Origin of the sequence: Pseudomonas sp. D3 (assembly GCF_029320995.1) — a bacterium.
Classification (GTDB): Bacteria; Pseudomonadota; Gammaproteobacteria; order Pseudomonadales; family Pseudomonadaceae; genus Aquipseudomonas; species Aquipseudomonas paraveronii.
Map to the genome: position 1 here is coordinate 1188110 of NZ_CP119772.1, position 19012 is coordinate 1207121.

Annotated in this window: 20 protein-coding genes; 13 read left to right on the forward strand and 7 right to left on the reverse strand. The window is 60.3% G+C overall.

What is annotated here, in order from left to right:
* Window positions 1-63 precede the first annotated feature (63 nt).
* The 8 genes from rplM (at window position 64) to P3S72_RS05235 (ending at window position 5855) form a co-directional block, all read left to right on the forward strand.
* Window positions 64-492, forward strand: a complete 429-nt coding sequence (gene rplM, locus P3S72_RS05200) for a 50S ribosomal protein L13 (protein WP_010568039.1) — start codon at window positions 64-66, stop codon at window positions 490-492.
* A gap of 14 nt (window positions 493-506) precedes the next feature.
* On the forward strand, window positions 507-899 hold the full coding sequence (gene rpsI, locus P3S72_RS05205; RefSeq protein ID WP_276196510.1) for a 30S ribosomal protein S9: 393 nt from the start codon (window positions 507-509) through the stop codon (window positions 897-899).
* Window positions 900-1165: 266 nt separating this feature from the next.
* Window positions 1166-1759: a ubiquinol-cytochrome c reductase iron-sulfur subunit gene (gene petA, locus P3S72_RS05210; protein WP_247395492.1), complete on the forward strand. Its 594-nt coding sequence runs from the start codon at window positions 1166-1168 to the stop codon at window positions 1757-1759.
* On the forward strand, window positions 1759-2970 hold the full coding sequence (locus tag P3S72_RS05215; RefSeq protein ID WP_017845421.1) for a cytochrome bc complex cytochrome b subunit: 1212 nt from the start codon (window positions 1759-1761) through the stop codon (window positions 2968-2970). The genes petA and P3S72_RS05215 overlap by 1 nt, the downstream gene beginning before the upstream one ends.
* Complete coding sequence (locus P3S72_RS05220) at window positions 2970-3749, forward strand: cytochrome c1 (RefSeq protein WP_276196511.1); 780 nt, start codon at window positions 2970-2972, stop codon at window positions 3747-3749. Before P3S72_RS05215 ends, P3S72_RS05220 begins: the two co-directional genes overlap by 1 nt.
* Window positions 3750-3895: 146 nt before the next feature.
* Window positions 3896-4513, forward strand: a complete 618-nt coding sequence (locus P3S72_RS05225) for a glutathione S-transferase N-terminal domain-containing protein (RefSeq protein WP_276196512.1) — start codon at window positions 3896-3898, stop codon at window positions 4511-4513.
* Window positions 4514-4530: 17 nt separating this feature from the next.
* Window positions 4531-4950, forward strand: a complete 420-nt coding sequence (locus tag P3S72_RS05230) for a ClpXP protease specificity-enhancing factor (RefSeq protein ID WP_247395489.1) — start codon at window positions 4531-4533, stop codon at window positions 4948-4950.
* Between the two features lie 158 nt (window positions 4951-5108).
* The gene (locus tag P3S72_RS05235; RefSeq protein WP_276196513.1) at window positions 5109-5855 is read left to right on the forward strand and encodes a FadR/GntR family transcriptional regulator; all 747 of its coding nucleotides are present in this window, start codon (window positions 5109-5111) and stop codon (window positions 5853-5855) included.
* Here the strand turns inward: P3S72_RS05235 and P3S72_RS05240 are convergent, their stop codons facing one another.
* Window positions 5856-6029 (reverse strand): hypothetical protein, encoded by a 174-nt coding sequence (locus P3S72_RS05240; RefSeq protein ID WP_276196514.1) that lies wholly within the window; start codon window positions 6027-6029, stop codon window positions 5856-5858.
* Between the two features lie 48 nt (window positions 6030-6077).
* Window positions 6078-7232, reverse strand: a complete 1155-nt coding sequence (locus P3S72_RS05245) for a phospholipase (protein WP_276196515.1) — start codon at window positions 7230-7232, stop codon at window positions 6078-6080.
* A gap of 231 nt (window positions 7233-7463) precedes the next feature.
* On the opposite strand from P3S72_RS05245, the gene kdgD reads away from it, so the two are divergent.
* From kdgD to P3S72_RS05270, 5 genes are all read left to right on the forward strand, one after another.
* A complete protein-coding gene (kdgD, locus tag P3S72_RS05250; RefSeq protein WP_276196516.1) occupies window positions 7464-8375 on the forward strand; it encodes a 5-dehydro-4-deoxyglucarate dehydratase in 912 nt (303 codons plus the stop codon).
* A 54-nt stretch (window positions 8376-8429) separates the two neighbouring features.
* Window positions 8430-9875, forward strand: a complete 1446-nt coding sequence (locus P3S72_RS05255; protein WP_276196517.1) for an aldehyde dehydrogenase family protein — start codon at window positions 8430-8432, stop codon at window positions 9873-9875.
* 100 nt (window positions 9876-9975) lie between these two features.
* Entirely contained in the window at window positions 9976-11340 is a 1365-nt protein-coding gene (locus tag P3S72_RS05260; protein ID WP_276196518.1) for an MFS transporter, read from the forward strand.
* Between the two features lie 12 nt (window positions 11341-11352).
* Window positions 11353-12906, forward strand: a complete 1554-nt coding sequence (garD, locus tag P3S72_RS05265; protein WP_276196519.1) for a galactarate dehydratase — start codon at window positions 11353-11355, stop codon at window positions 12904-12906.
* 215 nt (window positions 12907-13121) lie between these two features.
* Entirely contained in the window at window positions 13122-14063 is a 942-nt protein-coding gene (locus P3S72_RS05270) for an AEC family transporter (RefSeq protein ID WP_247395481.1), read from the forward strand.
* 23 nt (window positions 14064-14086) lie between these two features.
* On the opposite strand, the gene P3S72_RS05275 is transcribed toward P3S72_RS05270, so the two are convergent.
* From P3S72_RS05275 to gatA, 5 genes are all read right to left on the reverse strand, one after another.
* The gene (locus P3S72_RS05275; protein ID WP_276196520.1) at window positions 14087-14470 is read right to left on the reverse strand and encodes a carboxymuconolactone decarboxylase family protein; all 384 of its coding nucleotides are present in this window, start codon (window positions 14468-14470) and stop codon (window positions 14087-14089) included.
* Window positions 14467-15513 (reverse strand): calcium/sodium antiporter, encoded by a 1047-nt coding sequence (locus tag P3S72_RS05280; protein WP_247395479.1) that lies wholly within the window; start codon window positions 15511-15513, stop codon window positions 14467-14469. Before P3S72_RS05280 ends, P3S72_RS05275 begins: the two co-directional genes overlap by 4 nt.
* A 58-nt stretch (window positions 15514-15571) precedes the next feature.
* Window positions 15572-15943: a septal ring lytic transglycosylase RlpA family protein gene (locus P3S72_RS05285; RefSeq protein ID WP_276196521.1), complete on the reverse strand. Its 372-nt coding sequence runs from the start codon at window positions 15941-15943 to the stop codon at window positions 15572-15574.
* Between the two features lie 159 nt (window positions 15944-16102).
* Entirely contained in the window at window positions 16103-17548 is a 1446-nt protein-coding gene (gene gatB / locus P3S72_RS05290) for an Asp-tRNA(Asn)/Glu-tRNA(Gln) amidotransferase subunit GatB (protein ID WP_276196522.1), read from the reverse strand.
* 10 nt (window positions 17549-17558) lie between these two features.
* On the reverse strand, window positions 17559-19010 hold the full coding sequence (gene gatA / locus P3S72_RS05295; RefSeq protein WP_276196523.1) for an Asp-tRNA(Asn)/Glu-tRNA(Gln) amidotransferase subunit GatA: 1452 nt from the start codon (window positions 19008-19010) through the stop codon (window positions 17559-17561).
* Window positions 19011-19012 lie beyond the last annotated feature (2 nt).

Sequence of the window (19012 nt, forward strand, 5' to 3'; positions counted from 1 at the left end):
GTACGCACTATTCAGTAAGATCCGCCGTCTAATTTACAGGGCGGCCCCTGAGGCTATTAAAGAATGACAACTTTTACTGCAAAACCGGAAACAGTTCAGCGCGACTGGTTTGTCGTCGACGCCGCTGGTCAGACTCTGGGTCGTCTGGCCACTGAAGTCGCCAGCCGTCTGCGTGGCAAGCACAAGCCTGAATACACCCCTCACGTTGACACCGGTGACTACATCGTGATCATCAACGCTGAGCAGGTACGTGTTACCGGCAACAAAGCGCAAGACAAAATGTACTACCGTCACTCCGGTTTCCCAGGCGGCATCAAGTCTTCTAATTTCGAAGGTCTGATCGCCAAGAAGCCTGAGGCCCCGATTGAAATCGCGGTTAAAGGCATGCTGCCGAAGGGCCCACTGGGTCGCGATATGTTTCGCAAGCTGAAAGTCTATGCGGGCGCTGCTCACCCTCATGCTGCTCAGCAGCCCCAAGAACTGAAGTTTTAACGGAATAGTTCATTATGTCGGCGACTCAAAATTACGGCACTGGCCGTCGCAAAACCGCAACCGCACGCGTTTTCCTGCGTCCGGGCACTGGTAACATCTCGATCAACAACCGCACTCTGGAAAATTTCTTCGGCCGCGAAACTGCCCGCATGGTAGTTCGTCAGCCGCTGGAACTGACCGAGACCGGTGAAAAGTTCGACATCTACGTCACCGTTATCGGTGGCGGTGTAAGTGGTCAAGCTGGCGCAATCCGCCACGGTATCACTCGCGCTCTGATGCAGTACGACGAAACCCTGCGTGGCGCTCTGCGCAAAGCTGGCTTCGTGACTCGTGATGCCCGTGAAGTTGAACGTAAGAAAGTCGGTCTGCGTAAAGCGCGTAAGCGTCCGCAGTACTCGAAGCGTTAATTCGCTTTACGTTCCACAAAAACGCCCAGCCTCCTCACGGAGCTGGGCGTTTTTTATTGCCTGCGATTTATGTATAAATTTCGGCGTGACAACTTGCCACAGCCGTAGACCCCCTATACTACAAGGCTTGGAGCTGGAGCTCCGGGTAATTCCCTTGTCAGAGGTGGGGCTTTTCATTACCATTCGGCAAAATTTTTATAAGTTCAGATTTAATACTTAGTAGACGCCTGATTTAACAGGCCAAAAAGCTGATGGGAGAGGACTGAATGAGCAATGACGGCGTGAATGCAGGCCGGCGTCGCTTCTTGGTAGCAGCCACATCCGTGGTGGGTGCTGCAGGAGCGGTGGGGGCTGCGGTCCCGTTCGTGGGGTCATGGTTTCCCAGTGCCAAGGCGAAAGCCGCAGGTGCACCGGTGAAAGTGAATATTGGCAAGATCGAGCCAGGCCAGCAGATGATTGCTGAGTGGCGCGGTCAGCCGGTCTTCATTGTTCGTCGAACGGAGGAAATCCTGGGAAATCTGAAAAAGATCGAAGGCCAGTTGTCTGACCCAAAATCTGAGTTTTCCGACCAACCCGCCTACGCCAAAAACGAAGCACGTTCGATCAAGCCAGAGATTCTGCTGCTGGTCGGTCTGTGTACCCACCTGGGATGCTCACCTACTTTCCGCCCTGAAGTGGCGCCAGTCGACCTGGGCAAGGATTGGGTCGGCGGTTATTTCTGCCCCTGCCACGGTTCGCACTACGACCTGGCCGGCCGCGTCTACAAATCGCAACCTGCTCCACTGAACCTGCCCGTGCCTCCGCATAACTACGAATCTGACGACATCATTGTCATTGGCCTCGACAAGGAGAACGCGTGATGAGTAAGTTCATGGATTGGGTCGATGCGCGCTTCCCCGCCACCAAAATGTGGGAAGACCATCTCAGCAAGTATTACGCGCCAAAAAACTTCAACTTCTTCTACTTCTTCGGCTCCCTGGCACTGCTGGTGCTGGTCAATCAGATCGTCACCGGCGTCTGGCTGACCATGAGCTACACCCCGTCGGCGGAGGAGGCGTTTGCTTCCGTCGAATACATCATGCGTGACGTCGAGTACGGCTCGATCCTGCGCCTGCTGCACTCCACCGGCGCCTCGGCGTTCTTCATCGTGGTCTACCTGCATATGTTCCGTGGTTTGCTCTACGGTTCGTACCAGAAGCCGCGTGAGCTGGTGTGGGTGTTCGGCATGCTGATCTACCTGGCGCTGATGGCTGAAGCCTTCATGGGCTACCTGCTGCCGTGGGGCCAGATGTCGTACTGGGGCGCCCAGGTGATCATCTCGCTGTTCGGCGCGATCCCGGTGATCGGCAACGACCTGACCCAATGGATTCGTGGTGACTACCTGATCTCGGGCATCACCCTGAACCGCTTCTTCGCCTTGCACGTGGTGGCCTTGCCGATCGTGATTCTCGGTTTGGTGGTGCTGCACATCCTGGCGCTGCACGAAGTGGGTTCGAACAACCCTGATGGTGTGGACATCAAGAAGCACAAGGACGAGAACGGCATCCCGCTGGATGGCATTCCGTTCCACCCGTACTACACCGTAAAAGATATTGTCGGTGTCGTCGTGTTCTTGTTCGTGTTCTGCTCGATCGTGTTCTTTTTCCCGGAGATGGGTGGTTATTTCCTGGAGAAACCTAACTTCGAACAGGCCAACGCCTTCAAGACGCCTGTGCATATTGCCCCGGTCTGGTACTTCACACCGTTCTACGCGATCTTGCGGGCGATCCCCGACAAGCTCATGGGCGTGATCGCCATGGGCGCCGCCATCGCAGTGCTGTTCGTGCTGCCGTGGCTCGACCGAAGCCCGGTCAAGTCCATGCGCTACAAGGGCTGGTTGAGCAAGATCTGGCTGTGGGTGTTCTGCATTGCGTTCGTTATCCTGGGTGTACTGGGTGTACTGGCGCCGACTCCTGAGCGCACGTTGCTGTCGCAGGTCTGCACCTTCCTGTACTTCGCCTACTTCATTCTGATGCCGTTCTACACCCGGCTTGAGAAGACCAAACCGGTTCCGGAAAGGGTGACTGGCTGATGAAAAAATTATTCGTTGCATTGATGCTTGCGGCGCTGCCGCTACTGTCCTTCGCTGCCGAGCAAGGCCCCGAGTTGGAAAAAGTCGCTATCGACGTGTCTGACAAAGCGGCCATGCAGGACGGCGCTCGCACGTTCGCCAACTATTGCATGGGGTGCCACAGCGCCAAGTTCCAGCGATACGAGCGCGTGGCCGATGACTTGGGCATTCCGCACGAGGTGATGCTCAATAAGCTGGTGTTCACCGGCGCCAAGATTGGCGACCACATGAACATCGGCATGCAGCCGGCGGACGCCAAGGCCTGGTTCGGCGCTCCGCCGCCCGACCTGACCCTGGTGGCGCGGGTTCGCGGCACCGATTGGCTCTACGGCTACCTGAAATCCTTCTATGAAGACCCTGCACGTCCATGGGGCGTGAACAACGTGGTGTTCCCGAACGTCGCTATGCCTAACGTTCTGGTCGGCCTGCAGGGTCGCCAAGTGATAGGATGCAAGCAGGTTCAGGTAGTAGATGGCGGCAAGAAGCAATTTGACCCGTTGACCGGCACGCCGCTGACACATGAAGCGTGCGATCAACTGACCATCGTGCCCAAGTCCGGCGCGCTGAACGAAGAGCAGTTCGACGAGAAGGTCAAGAATCTCGTGACCTTCCTGGCCTACTCGGCCAACCCGGTCAAACTGCAGCACCAGCGCATTGGTACGTATGTCTTGCTGTACCTGGCTTTCTTCTTCGTATTCGCTTATCTGCTCAAGCGCGAATACTGGAAGGATGTGCATTGATCCAACCGTAAGCAATTGCTGTTAATCTTGCGCGCCCAGCGGCATCTCTAAACCGTAGCGACCTGGTCATCAGGTACTACCGAGATGCTCTCTGGGCGCGCTCGTTTTTGAGCTTCCGATAATTTCAACAAGCGAGGAGGACCGCCATGGGCGTGACCAATCGGTTGGCCTGTTACTCCGACCCCGCCGACCACTATTCCCACCGAGTACGCATCGTGCTCGCAGAGAAGGGTGTCAGCGCCGAGATCATCAGTGTGGAGGTGGGTCGTCACCCGCCGAAACTGATCGAAGTGAACCCTTACGGCAGCTTGCCCACCCTGGTCGATCGTGACCTGGCGTTGTGGGAGTCAACCGTGGTGATGGAATATCTGGATGAGCGTTACCCGCATCCGCCTTTGCTGCCGGTATACCCGGTGGCGCGTGCCAACAGCCGCCTGCTGATCCATCGGATTCAGCGCGACTGGTGCGGGCTGGTGGATTTGATTCTGGATTCGCGCAGCAAAGAGGCGGCCCGTGTCGTGGCGCGCAAGGAATTGCGCGAGAGCCTGACGGGTGTTTCGCCACTGTTCGCCGACAAGCCTTTTTTCCTCAGCGAGGAACAAAGCCTGGTGGATTGCTGCCTATTGCCCATACTCTGGCGCTTGCCGATTATGGGCATTGAACTGCCGCGGCCGGCCAAGCCGCTGCTTGATTACATGGAGCGCCAGTTTGCGCGTGAGGCTTTCCAGACGAGTCTGTCTGGTGTCGAACGCGATATGCGCTAAGGCTTAAGGAGCCGTTGATGAACTCCAGTCGACCCTACCTGGTTCGCGCGCTCTATGAGTGGATTGTGGACAACGATTGCACCCCGCACATGCTGGTCAATTCCGAGTTTCCTGCGGTTCAGGTTCCGCAGGGTTTTGCCAGTGACGGGCAGATTGTGCTGAACGTATCGCCGAGTGCGGTGCGCCACCTGCACATGGACAACGAAGCCGTCAGCTTCGAAGGGCGTTTCGGCGGTGTGCCGCATACGCTGTACGTGCCGATTGGCGCCATCCTCGGGATTTACGCCCGGGAAAATGGTCAAGGCATGGTGTTCGATCTGGAGTCGCCTTTCGAGGATGACGACGCGATCGAAGGGGAAGACGACGATGAAGTGCCGCCACCGGATACCGAGCCACCGCGTCCAAGCGGCCGGCCCAGTCTGAAAGTGGTGAAGTAAGCGGCTGTTGCCTTCGGGCGAGCCTGAAAAATGCCTCGGCGGTTGCCGGGGCATTTTTTTGCCTGGTCGTTGTAGATGAAAGACATGCCGGGGACGGTGATCGTACAACCGCCATGGGCTATGATGCGTCTTCAGTTCACCAAGAAAGATGACCCAACATGGAAAGCACCAACACCGCCCCGCGTTTTCCCCGCAAGCGCCGCAGCCTTGCCCAGGAATTGGTCACGGTGTTGTCCGAGCAGATCCGCGACGGCCAACTCAAGCGTGGCGACAAATTGCCCACCGAATCGGCGATCATGGAGGCCCATGGCGTCAGCCGCACGGTGGTGCGTGAAGCCATCTCGCGCTTGCAGGCGGCGGGACAGGTGGAAACCCGCCACGGTATCGGCACCTTTGTGTTGGACACGCCAAGCCCCAGCGGCTTCCGCATTGACCCGGCCACCGTCGTGACCCTGCGTGATGTGTTGGCGATCCTGGAACTGCGTATCAGCCTGGAAGTGGAGTCTGCGGGCCTGGCCGCGTTGCGCCGCAGCGACGAACAATTGGCCGGCATGCGTGCCGCCCTCGACGCCTTGAATGAAAGCGCCGCCCATGCCGGCGATGCGGTAGCGTCGGACTTCCAGTTCCACCTGCAGATTGCCCTGTCCACCGGCAACCGCTACTTCACCGACATCATGACTCACCTGGGCACTAGCATCATTCCGCGTACCCGCCTGAACTCGGCGCGCCTGGCCCAGGATGACCAGCAGCACTACATGAAGCGCTTGAGCCGCGAACACGAAGAAATCTATGAAGCAATCGCGCGTCAGGATTCGGACGCGGCGCGGGCGGCGATGCGCTTGCATTTGACGAACAGTCGGGAGCGGCTGCGCCATGCCCATGAAGCGGCAGAACGGGCCGAGTGATCAAACCGCCGGTGGGCGAATGTCGGTAGGCGGCGCTGTGGTCAAGGCATCAAGCACGATCACGTTCTGCTCGATTTGTGCCGCCATGAAGATGTACTTAGCCGTTACCAGAACCCACGGGTCTGCCTGGCTCTGCGTCTGCGGATGACGGGAATGAAAAGCCTCAAGAGCCAAGGACTTGGCCCTTGAGGACAGTCATGCAGTCACGACAAACGGTACGCCTCAAGCAGGTGTATTGGGCGTGTAGTCCTTGAGCAGCAAGTAAGTACTCCACCCCCACCAATCAGCGGTCCAATGCTTGTCGTTCAAGTCATTCACGTCCTTGCGCCGCAGCACCTTGTCTCCCTGCATCTTGAACAACGGCGAAAAGTTATTCGCCGGGTTCTGCGCCGCATTCAGATCCGGCACATACAGCGGCGCCTTGAAGTGGGCCGGGGAGGGCGCGACGCCGCTGATAAACGCGTCGAAAATCTCATCGGCCGACGCCTGCACGGCGCGTTGGACCTGGGCCCGGTTGGCCGCGTCGTCGGCATCGAAGTAGCGTTTATCCCCGTAGGCATGCCACTCGTCACCGACGGCATTGCGTACCTTGAGCCCGAACTTGCTGTCTTCATCGTGCATGAAGCGGCTGACCAGTGAGCCCAAATCCCCGGGCGTCACCACGGCGGCCAGTTGTTTGCGCGGCACTCGCAGGTGGCCGGCGGAAAACAGGTCGGTCAGGAAGTGATCGGCAAAACTGTTCATTGCATAGGCCAGTTCCAGCGCCTGGTCGGTGCCGCTCTGATGGGCGATGACCGCTTGTTGCAGCGCTGCCGTATGCCCGGCCAGGTAGGCCGACAGCGCCCATTCGCCGAAGTGGTCGGCGTTGTCCGCCGCCAGCTTCAAGTAACGCCCCAGGGGAAACAGCGCCGAAACCACACTGCCACCGCCGGTGATGCGGTTCCACTCCTCGGACAACGTATCACCGAGCGCAGCGTAGGCGTCGTGGGGTGATTTGCCGTCCTTGATCGCCTGGTTGACCGCGTTGATCTCCTTTTGCATCACCGCCAGGATCTTCGGTGCTTCCTCCCGTGACGCCGGCAGCACCGCCAGCGAGTTGAATGCGGCGCTAAAGCGTTGCACGCGCTCGGCAGGGGAGGTGCCATCACTGATGGGTTGGCCGGGAATGCCATAGAAGTCACCGCCCAGGGCGATCACTTGACCATAGGTCAGCGCCAGGCCGTTGGGCAGGTGCAGTTCGACGTGTCGGGCGGCAATCGCCGGGGCGTCCTTGGCGAAGCGCAACAGCGTGTCGTCACCGATGGCGGTGTGTTCAGCGCCTTCGAAACGCAGGGTGGGTAGGTTTTTTTCGGGTGCTGCGAGTTCAAGACCGGACATGTTAGCTCCTTGCTATGTCGTGGGGACCTTCCTTTTTACTGTATGCATATACAGTTATTTGAGCATAGAGGAAAAAAATCCTACGTCAACACGCGCTGTCTCAACAGGCGGTTCGATGAACGTCGATGAATTGCAGTTGACGAAATATTTTATAGTTGTACGATGACGTATGACATAACCAGAACCAACAATAACCTTTCGATAGAAAGTCTTTGCCAGGGTGTTCGAATAATGAATCCACAAGAACTGAAGTCCATCCTCTCCCACGGTCTGCTGTCTTTCCCCGTGACCGATTTCAACGCACAAGGTGATTTCCATCAGGCCGGCTATATCAAGCGTCTGGAGTGGCTAGCCCCCTACGGCGCCACTGCACTGTTCGCTGCCGGCGGCACCGGTGAGTTTTTCTCCCTGGCCGCCAGCGAATATTCCCAGGTTGTGAAGACGGCAGTGGATACCTGCGCCACCAGCGTGCCGATCCTCGCCGGTGTGGGTGGTTCGACCCGTCAGGCCATCGAATACGCTCAGGAAGCCGAGCGCCTCGGAGCCAAAGGCTTGCTGCTGCTGCCGCATTACCTGACCGAAGCCAGCCAGGACGGGGTTGCCGCCCACGTGGAAGCGGTGTGCAAGTCGGTCAAGATCGGCGTGGTGGTCTACAACCGCAACGTCTGCCGCCTGACTGCGCCACTGCTGGAGCGCCTAGCCGAACGTTGCCCGAACCTGATCGGCTACAAGGACGGCCTGGGTGACATCGAATTGATGGTGTCGATCCGCCGTCGTCTGGGCGACCGTTTCAGCTACCTGGGTGGCTTGCCGACTGCAGAGATTTACGCCGCTGCCTACAAGGCGCTGGGCGTGCCGGTGTACTCCTCGGCGGTGTTCAACTTCATCCCGAAAACCGCGATGGACTTCTATCACGCCATCGCCCGCGACGATCACGCCACTGTCGGCAAGATCATCGATGACTTCTTCCTGCCGTACCTGGACATCCGTAACCGCAAGGCCGGCTATGCGGTGAGCATCGTCAAGGCAGGCGCCAAAATCGTCGGCTACGACGCAGGCCCGGTACGCACGCCACTGACCGAGCTGCTGCCGGAAGAATACGAAGCCCTGGCCGCGCTGATCGACAAGCAAGGTCCGCAATAACTTATCTATAAGGCCGCTGAGCAATCAGCGGCCTTTTGCGTCAGGAGAAGATTCGTGTCCCAAGCCAAACGTTTTGAGAACTACATCAACGGCCAATGGGTGGCCGGCGCTGATTATTGCGTCAACCTCAACCCGTCGGAGTTGTCCGATGTCGTCGGCGAATATGCCAAGGCGGATGTCGCCCAGGTCAACGCCGCCATCGATGCTGCCCGTGCTGCGTTCCCGGCCTGGTCCACTTCCGGAATCCAGGCCCGCCATGACGCGTTGGATAAAGTCGGCAGCGAAATCCTCGCCCGCCGCGAAGAACTTGGCACGCTGCTGGCTCGGGAAGAGGGCAAGACCCTGCCTGAAGCCATTGGCGAAGTGACCCGCGCCGGGAATATTTTCAAGTTCTTCGCCGGCGAGTGCCTGCGCCTGTCCGGCGACTACGTGCCGTCGGTGCGGCCGGGCGTCAATGTTGAAGTCACCCGCGAAGCCCTTGGCGTGGTCGGCTTGATCACCCCGTGGAACTTCCCGATCGCCATCCCCGCGTGGAAAATCGCTCCGGCCCTGGCCTACGGCAACTGCGTGGTGATCAAGCCGGCGGAGCTGGTGCCGGGCTGCGCCTGGGCCCTGGCGGAAATCATCTCCCGCGCCGGTTTCCCCGCTGGTGTGTTCAACCTGGTGATGGGCAGCGGGCGTGTGGTCGGCGAGGTGTTGGTCAACAGCCCGAAAGTCGACGGCATCAGCTTCACCGGCTCGGTCGGTGTGGGGCGTCAGATCGCGGTCAGTTGTGTGTCGCGCCAAGCCAAGGTGCAGTTGGAAATGGGCGGCAAAAACCCGCAGATCATTCTCGATGACGCCGACCTCAAGCAGGCCGTCGAGTTATCGGTACAGAGCGCGTTCTATTCCACCGGCCAACGTTGCACCGCCTCCAGCCGCTTGATCGTGACGGCCGGCATTCATGACCAGTTCGTCGCGGCCATGGCCGAGCGCATGAAGTCGATCAAGGTCGGCCATGCCTTGAAAAGCGGCACCGACATCGGCCCGGTCGTCTCCCAGGCCCAGTTGGACCAGGACTTGAAATACATCGACATCGGCCAGAGCGAAGGTGCGCGGTTGGTGAGCGGTGGCGGCCTGGTGACCTGCGACACCGAGGGCTATTACCTGGCGCCGACGCTGTTTGCCGACAGCGAAGCCGCCATGCGCATCAGCCGTGAAGAGATCTTCGGCCCAGTGGCCAACGTAGTGCGCGTGGCGGACTACGAGGCGGCGCTGGCCATGGCCAACGACACCGAGTTCGGTTTGTCGGCGGGGATTGCCACCACCTCGCTCAAATACGCCAACCACTTCAAGCGCCACTCCCAGGCCGGGATGGTGATGGTCAACCTGCCGACGGCTGGCGTGGACTATCACGTTCCGTTCGGCGGCCGTAAGGGCTCATCCTATGGTTCGCGTGAGCAAGGTCGCTATGCGCAAGAGTTCTACACCGTGGTGAAAACCAGCTACATCGGCTCGTAACACGCAGCACCCAGTGGTCACCGGCTTGTGTAGGCGCCGGTGACCACTGGACAAAACACGCATTACCCGCAAAAAAAATAATTAGTGGGAGTACTTCTATATGCAAGCGACCAAGCCGACCCATGTCCGCTATTTGATCCTGCTCATGCTGTTCCTGGTGACTACGATCAATTACGCCGACCGGGCCACCATCGCGATAGCGGGTTCCAGCCTGCAAAAAGACCTCGGCATCGACGCGGTCACCCTCGGTTACATCTTCTCTGCATTCGGTTGGGCCTACGTGGCCGGGCAAATTCCCGGCGGCTGGCTGCTCGATCGGTTCGGCTCGAAAAAAGTCTATGCCCTGAGCATCTTCACCTGGTCACTGTTCACCGTGCTGCAAGGCTACGTCGGTGAGTTCGGTATCTCCACGGCGGTCGTGGCGCTGTTTATGCTGCGCTTTATGGTCGGCCTGGCCGAAGCGCCGTCCTTCCCGGGCAATGCACGGATTGTGGCCGCCTGGTTCCCCACCGCCGAACGTGGTACGGCCTCGGCGATTTTCAACTCGGCGCAGTACTTCGCCACGGTGCTGTTCGCGCCGCTGATGGGCTGGATCGTCTACAGCTTCGGCTGGCAGCACGTGTTTATCGTGATGGGCGTGATCGGCGTTGTTTTCTCACTGGTCTGGCTGAAAGTTATCCACAGCCCGCGCCAGCACCCGATGATCAACGAAGCCGAGTTCAATCACATCGCGGCCAATGGTGCGTTGGTCGATATGGATCAGGACAAGGGCAAGGGTAAGAAAACCGACGGTCCGAAGTGGGATTACATCCGTCAGTTGCTGACTAACCGCATGATGCTCGGCGTGTACCTGGGCCAGTACTGCATCAACGGCATCACGTACTTCTTCCTGACCTGGTTCCCGGTGTATCTGGTGCAGGACCGTGGCATGACCATTCTCAAGGCCGGTTTCGTTGCCTCATTGCCGGCGATCTGCGGGTTTATCGGCGGTGTATTGGGCGGGGTGATATCCGACTACCTGCTGCGCAAAGGCCATTCCCTGACCTTCGCCCGCAAGGCGCCGATTATTGGCGGCCTGCTGATCTCCAGCAGCATCGTGGCCTGCAACTACGTGGATATCGAGTGGATGGTGGTGGGCTTCATGGCCTTGGCCTTCTTCGGCAAGGGTGTTGGCGCACTGGGCTGGGCGGTGGTGTCTGACACGTCGCCGAAACAAATCGCTGGCCTCAGTGGCGGCCTGTTCAACACCTTCGGTAACCTGGCGTCGATCACCACGCCGATTGTCATCGGCTACATCATCAGTACCACTGGTTCGTTCAAATGGGCCCTGGTGTTTGTCGGCGCGAATGCGCTGGTGGCGGTGTTCAGTTACCTGGTGATTGTCGGCCCGATCAAACGCGTGGTGCTCAAAGAGCCGCCAAGCCAAGGGCCCGAGTTGACCCACCTTACCCAAGCGCATTCCTGAAGGGGCCGAGTGATGCAGTTGATTGAACATGCCGACTCGCCGCGCTCGATTCGTTTGCACGAGCGCGACAACGTGGTGATCGTGGTCAATGACCAGGGTGTACCGGCCGGGACCGAATTCCCGGACGGCCTGGTGACCGTGGATTTCATTCCACAAAGCCACAAAGTGACCCTCGAAGATATCCCCGTAGGCGGCCGGATTATTCGCTACGGCCAAACCATCGGCTACGCCTTGGCGCCGATCCCACGCGGCAGTTGGGTGCAGGAAGATCAACTGCGCATGCCTACCGCGCCGCCGTTGGACAGCTTGCCGCTGTCTACCGAGGTGCCTGAGGCCCAGGCACCGCTGGAAGGGTTTACCTTCGAGGGCTATCGCAATGCCGACGGTACGGTCGGCACGCGCAATATCCTCGGCATCACCACCACGGTGCAGTGCGTCACCGGTGTGCTGGACCATGCGGTCAAGCGCATCAAGGACGAATTGCTGCCCAAGTACCCGCATGTCGATGACGTGGTGGCGCTGACCCACAGCTACGGTTGTGGGGTGGCGATCACTGCGACGGATGCGTATATCCCGATCCGCACCGTGCGCAACCTGGCGCGCAACCCGAACCTGGGCGGCGAAGCCCTGGTGATCAGCCTGGGCTGCGAGAAATTGCAGGCCGGGCAGGTGATGCACGATAACGACAGCTCCGTCGACCTGAGCGAGCCGTGGCTGTATCGGCTGCAGGATTCCAGCCACGGGTTTGGCGAGATGATCGAGCAGATCATGGCGCTGGCCGAGGCGCGCCTGAAGAAACTCGACCAGCGCCGCCGGGAAACCGTGCCGGCGTCCGAGCTGATCCTGGGCATGCAGTGCGGCGGCAGTGATGCGTTTTCCGGCATCACCGCCAACCCGGCGCTGGGTTTCGCCTCGGACTTGTTGCTGCGGGCGGGGGCGACGGTGATGTTTTCCGAAGTCACTGAGGTGCGTGATGCCATCTACCTGCTGACTGCTCGCGCACAGACCAGGGACGTGGCCGAAGCATTGGTCAGAGAGATGGACTGGTACGACCGTTATCTGGCCAAGGGCGAGGCGGATCGCAGTGCCAACACGACGCCGGGGAACAAGAAGGGCGGGTTGTCGAATATTGTCGAGAAGTCCCTGGGCTCCATCGTCAAGTCTGGCAGCAGCGCGATCAATGGGGTGCTCGGCCCGGGTGAGCGCTTCAAGGGCAAAGGCCTGATCTTTTGCGCCACGCCCGCCAGCGACTTCGTGTGCGGCACCTTGCAACTGGCGGCGGGGATGAACCTGCATGTGTTCACCACCGGGCGCGGCACGCCTTACGGTCTGGCGATGGCGCCGGTGGTGAAGGTCTCGACCCGCACGGAGTTGGCGCAGCGCTGGCCGGACCTGATCGATATCGACGCCGGGCGCATAGCCACCGGGCGCGCGACCATCGAGGAGTTGGGGTGGGAGTTGTTCCACTTCTACCTGGATGTGGCCAGCGGCAAGAAGCAGACGTGGGCGGAGCAGCACAAGCTGCATAACGACATTACGTTGTTCAACCCGGCGCCGATTACTTGAGACCGAGTCGCCTTCATCGGGGGCAAGTCGAACCGTCGCACCGCCCCTCCCACACTGAGTCTGCGTCAGACATATAATGGATGAACACCGCAGACCCTATGTGGGAGGGGCGATGCGACGGTTCGACTTGCCCCCGATAGCGGTCTATCAGGCGCCGCTGGGCCGTATGGCTTATCATTAGCCCCCTAACGACGCTCACCAAGGTTCTCCCCGGCATGCTGGCTATCTTCCTCTCCACCCTCACCATCACCGCGCCGGTGTTTGCCATGTTGTTCCTCGGCGTGTTGCTCAAGCGCATCAACTGGATCAACGACAACTTCATCCACACCGCGTCGTCGCTGGTGTTCAACGTCACCATGCCGGCGCTGCTGTTTCTCGGCATCCTGCATGCCGACCTGCATTCGGCGCTCAAGCCAGGTTTGCTGATCTACTTCGCCGTCGCCACGCTGTTGAGTTTTGCCCTGGCCTGGGGCTGGGCGATTTTCCGCTGCAAGCGTGAAGACCGGGGCATCTACACCCAGGGCGCTTTTCGCGGTAACAACGGGGTGATCGGCCTGGCGCTGGCGGCCAGTATGTACGGTGATTACGGCATCTCCCTCGGCGCGATCCTCGCGGCGTTGGTGATCCTGTTCTACAACACGCTGTCGACCATTGTGCTGGCGGTGTACAGCCCGGTGATCAAATCCGACCCGTGGAGCATCTGCAAAAGTGTCCTGGCCAACCCGCTGATCATCAGCGTGATCGCGGCCGCGCCGTTCGCCTATTTCCAGATCGGCTTGCCGGGCTGGCTGGAAAAATCCGCGCAGTACCTGGCCGACATGACTTTACCGTTGGCGCTGATCTGCATCGGCGGCACCTTGTCGCTGGCGGCGTTGCGCAAGAGCGGCAACATGGCGTTGAGTGCGAGCTTGATGAAGATGATCTGGCTGCCGCTGGTCGCCACTCTGGGGGCGTGGTTGCTGGGGTTTCGTGGGCCGGAACTGGGGATTCTGTTCCTGTACTTCGGCGCACCGACCGCAGCCGCGAGCTTTGTGATGGCCAGGGCGGCCGAGGGCAATCATGAGCTGGCGGCGGCGATTATCGTGATCACCACCTTGATGGCGGCGGTGACCACGAATATCGGGATCTTCGTGTTGCAGGCGGGTGGCTGGATCTGAATCTTGTGATCGCTATCTGAGCGTCACGGCTTGTCTGCCTGATACGCCTCAATCACTTCCTGCGCCGCCCGAAACGCTTCGATCGCCGCCGGCACACCGGCATACACCGCGCAATGCAGCAGCGCCTCGCGGATTTCCTCCACCGTGCAGCCGTTGTTCAGCGCGCCGCGCACATGGCCTTTGAGTTCCTGCGGGCACTTGAGCGCGGTGAGGGCGGCGAGGGTGATCAGGCTGCGTGTCTTCAGCGGCAAGCCGTCGCGGTTCCACACGCTGCCCCAGGCATGTTCGTTGACGAAGTCCTGCAGCGGCTGGGTGAATTCGGTCGCGTTGCCCAAGGCGCGGTCGACGAACGCATCGCCCATCACCTGACGACGCATTTCTACCCCTGGCTTTTTCGGATCGGTCATTGCGATTCCCTCTTGTGTTGGCGGCGCCAGGCTCGCAGCGTGCTGAACAACAGGAAAGCCACCAGCACTGGCAGGACGTAATACAGCATCAGTTGTTCGAGTTTGTTGGCCAACGGCATGCCGGTGGTGAATGCCATCACATGTAGCCCATACGCCAGGTACAGCCCCAGCAGCACCAGGCCTTCGGCACGGGTCACGCGGTAGCCGGAATAAAACACCGGCAGGCACAGCACCACCACGCCGAGCATCACCGGCAGGTCGAAATCCAGGGCATTGGGCGACACCGACAGCGGCGAGGGCGCGAGCAGTGCGGTCAGCCCCAGTACGCCCAGCAGGTTGAACAGGTTGCTGCCGATCACGTTACCCACGGCGATTTCCCGCTGGCCGCGCAGGGCTGCGATCAGCGAGGTGGCCAGGCACGGCAGCGAAGTGCCGACGCCGATCAGCGTCAAGCCGATGATGCGCTCCGACAGGCCCAGATCGCCCGCCACATCCACAGCCGCACCCAGCAACAAATGCCCGGCCAGCACCAGCACCAGCAATCCGCCGAACATCAGCAATACGCTGCTCAGCCAGGGCGCCTTGGCCACGGTGTCCAGCGTGCGCGGGCGACGTGAATGGCGGGTCTGGTAGTGCAGCACGCCGAGGTAGGCCAGCAAGGCCACCAGCAGCAGCGAACCGTCGACCGGCGTCAGTTCTTCATTGGCCGCCAGGGTAAATACCAGCAGGCCGGCGAGGATCATCACCGGGATATCCAGGCGCACCAGTTGCCTCGAGACCCGCAGCGGAACGATCAGCGCCGACAGGCCCAGGGTGACGAGGATGTTGAAAATGCTGCTGCCGATCACGCTGCCCACCGCAATGTCGGTGTTGCCGGCCAGGGTGGCTTGCAGGCTGACCGTCATCTGCGGCGCACTGCTGCCGAAGGCGACGATCGTCAGGCCAATGATCAACGGCCTGACCTTAAGGCTGGCAGCCAGGCGCACCGCGGCGCGCACCAGGATTTCGGCACCGACGATCAGCAACACCAGGCCGCTGATCAATTCGATCAGGCTCCAGGGCGAGAGGGCGGTTAATCCGTAAATGGCCAGGGCTCCGTCTTCAATTGCTCAGGGCTTGCACGCGCACCCGCGCGGTGCCGCTGCCCAGCATGCCCAGTTGCGTGGCGGCCTGGCGTGACAGATCGATCAGCCGCCCACGGGTGTGCGGGCCGCGATCATTGATGCGCACCACCACCGATTTGTCGGTATCGAGATTGGTCACCTTGACCTGCGTGCCAAAAGGCAGGCGCCGATGGGCGGCGGTCAGGGCGTTCTGGTTGAAGGGTTCACCGCTGGCAGTTTTTTTGCCATGGTGCTTGGCGCCGTAATAGGAGGCGGTGCCGGTTTCGTCGTAGCCGTTGGGGTTGATGAGGCCGCTGGCGCAACCGGCCAGTAAAGAGAACAGGGCTAAAAGGCCAAGTAAGCGCTTCATTATCAAGGTGCCCTCATCACAAATGTGGGAGGGGGCTTGCCCCCGATAGCGGAGTGTCAGTCACTACTGTTTTGACTGAATCACCGCTATCGGGAGCAAGCCCCCTCCCACAGGAGGTCCGAGTCGAGCATGAAATCTCACTCGGACCGTTCACCGCTATCAGCTTTCGAGCTTGCTTTTCAGCAGTTCGTTCACCTGTTGCGGGTTGGCCTTGCCTTTGGAGGCTTTCATGGCCTGGCCGACAAAGAAGCCGAACATCTTGCCGCGCTTGGCTTCGTCTGCCGCGCGGTATTGTTCGACCTGTTCCGCGTTGGCCGCGAGCATGTCATCGAGCACGGCGGAGATGGCGCCGCTGTCGGTGACTTGCTTGAGGCCACGCTTGTCGATGATCTCATCGGCATTGCCTTCACCGCTGGCCATGGCTTCGAACACGGTCTTGGCAATTTTGCCGGAGATGGTGTTGTCCTTGATCCGCAGCAACATGCCGCCCAGTTGCTCGGCCGAGACTGGCGCTTCGTCGATTTCCAGGGCCTGTTTGTTCAACAGGCTGCCCAGCTCCACCATCACCCAGTTGGCCGCCAGCTTGGCGTCCCCGGCGATGCTCACGACTTTTTCGAAGTAGTCGGCTTGCTCACGGCTCGAAGCCAGGACGCTGGCGTCATAGACCGACAGGCCGAACTGCGCCTGGAAGCGCTCGCGTTTCTGCGGCGGCAATTCCGGCAGGGTGGCGCGGACGTCATCGAGGAACGAATCTTCGATGACTACCGGCAACAGGTCCGGGTCGGGGAAGTAACGGTAGTCGTTGGCTTCCTCTTTGCTGCGCATGGCGCGGGTTTCGTCTTTGTTCGGATCGTACAGGCGGGTTTGCTGGATCACCTTGCCGCCGTCTTCGATCAGTTCAATCTGGCGACGCACTTCGGTGTTGATCGCCTTCTCGATGAAACGGAACGAGTTGACGTTCTTGATCTCGCAGCGGGTGCCGTACTCGACCTGGCCCTTTGGCCGGACCGACACGTTGCAGTCGCAGCGCAGCGAGCCTTCGGCCATGTTGCCATCGCAAATGCCCAGGTAACGCACCAGCGCGTGGATCGTCTTGACGTAGGCCACGGCTTCCTTGGCGTTGCGCATGTCCGGCTCGGACACGATCTCCAGCAGCGGCGTGCCGGCGCGGTTCAGGTCGATACCGGTGGCACCGTTGAACTCTTCATGCAGGCTCTTGCCGGCGTCTTCTTCCAGGTGCGCGCGGGTCACACCGACACGCTTGATGGTGCCGTCTTCCAGCGGGATGTCCAGGTAGCCCTTGCCGACAATCGGCAACTCCATCTGGCTGATCTGGTAGCCCTTGGGCAGGTCCGGGTAGAAGTAGTTCTTGCGTGCGAACACGTTGTGCTGGCCGATCTCGGCGTCAATCGCCAGGCCGAACATCACCGCCATGCGCACCGCTTCCTGGTTCAGCACCGGCAACACACCGGGCATGCCCAGGTCTACCAGGCTCGCCTGGGTGTTGGGTTCTGCGCCGAACGTGGTGGCACTACCGGAGAAAATCTTCGATTGGGTGGCGAGCTGGGTATGAATCTCCAGCCCGATCACAACTTCCCATTGCATAGTGTTCTCCTCAGAAGCCGGTAGGGGTGCGGGTGTGCCAGTCAGTGTTCAACTGGTACTGGTGCGCCACATTGAGCAGGCGGCCTTCCTGGAAATACGGGGCAAGCAATTGCACGCCGACCGGCAGGCCATCGACGAAACCGGCGGGCATGGACAAGCCCGGCAAGCCCGCGAGGTTGGCGGTGATGGTGTACAGGTCTTCCAGGTACTCGGCGATCGGGTCGCCGGTCTTGGCGCCGATCTTCCAGGCCGGGTTCGGCGTGGTTGGGCCGAGGATCACGTCGACTTCTTCAAAGGCCGCCATGAAGTCGTTTTTGATCAGGCGACGGATTTTTTGCGCCTTGAGGTAGTACGCGTCGTAGTAACCGGCCGACAGGGCGTAGGCACCGACCATGATCCGGCGCTGCACTTCGACACCGAAGCCTTCGCCACGGGAGCGTTTATACAGGTCGTTGAGGTCTTTCGGGTTTTCGCAGCGATAGCCGAAACGCACGCCGTCGAACCGCGACAGGTTGGAGGACGCTTCGGCCGGGGCGATCACGTAGTACGCCGGAATCGCGTGCTGGTTGTTCGGCAGGCTGATGGACTTGATCACGGCGCCGAGCTTTTCCAGCTCCTTGACGCTGTTGTGGACCAGTTCGGCGATACGCGGGTCGAGGCCGGCGCTGAAATACTCTTTTGGCACGCCGATGCGCAGGCCTTTGAGCGAGGTGTTGAGGCTGGCGCTGTAGTCCGGCACCGGCTCATCGATGCAGGTGGAGTCCTTTGCGTCGAAGCCTGCCATACCTTGTAACAATATTGCGCAATCTTCGGCGGTGCGTGCCAGTGTGCCGCCCTGATCGAGGCTGGAGGCATAGGCGATCATGCCCCAGCGAGACACGCGACCGTATGTCGGCTTCAGCCCGGTGAGGTTGGTGAACGCGGCGGGCTGGCGGATCGAGCCGCCGGTGTCGGTGGCCGTGGCGGCCGGCAGGAAGCGCGCGGCAACCGCCGCCGCCGAACCGCCGGATGAACCGCCTGGCACGCAGTCCAGGTTCCACGGGTTTTTCACCGCGCCGTAGTAGCTCGACTCGTTGGCCGAGCCCATGGCGAATTCGTCCATGTTGGTCTTGCCCAGGGTCACGGCCCCGGCGGCGGCCAGCTTGGACACCACGGTGGCGTCGTAGGGCGCCTTGAAGTTGTCGAGCATCTTCGAGCCGCAACTGGTGCGAATGCCCTGGGTGCAGAACAAGTCCTTGTGGGCGATCGGTGCGCCCAGCAGCGCGCCGTTCTCACCGTTGGCGCGACGTGCGTCGGCGGCCTTGGCCTGGCTCAAGGCCAGCTCCTCGGTGAGGCTGATGAAGCTGTTGACCTTGGGGTCGAGCGCGCCGATACGCGCCAGCAAGGTCTTGGTCAGCTCTTCGGATGAAAACTTTTTGTCGGCGAGACCGCGGGCGATCTCGGCCAGAGTCATGTGATGCATGA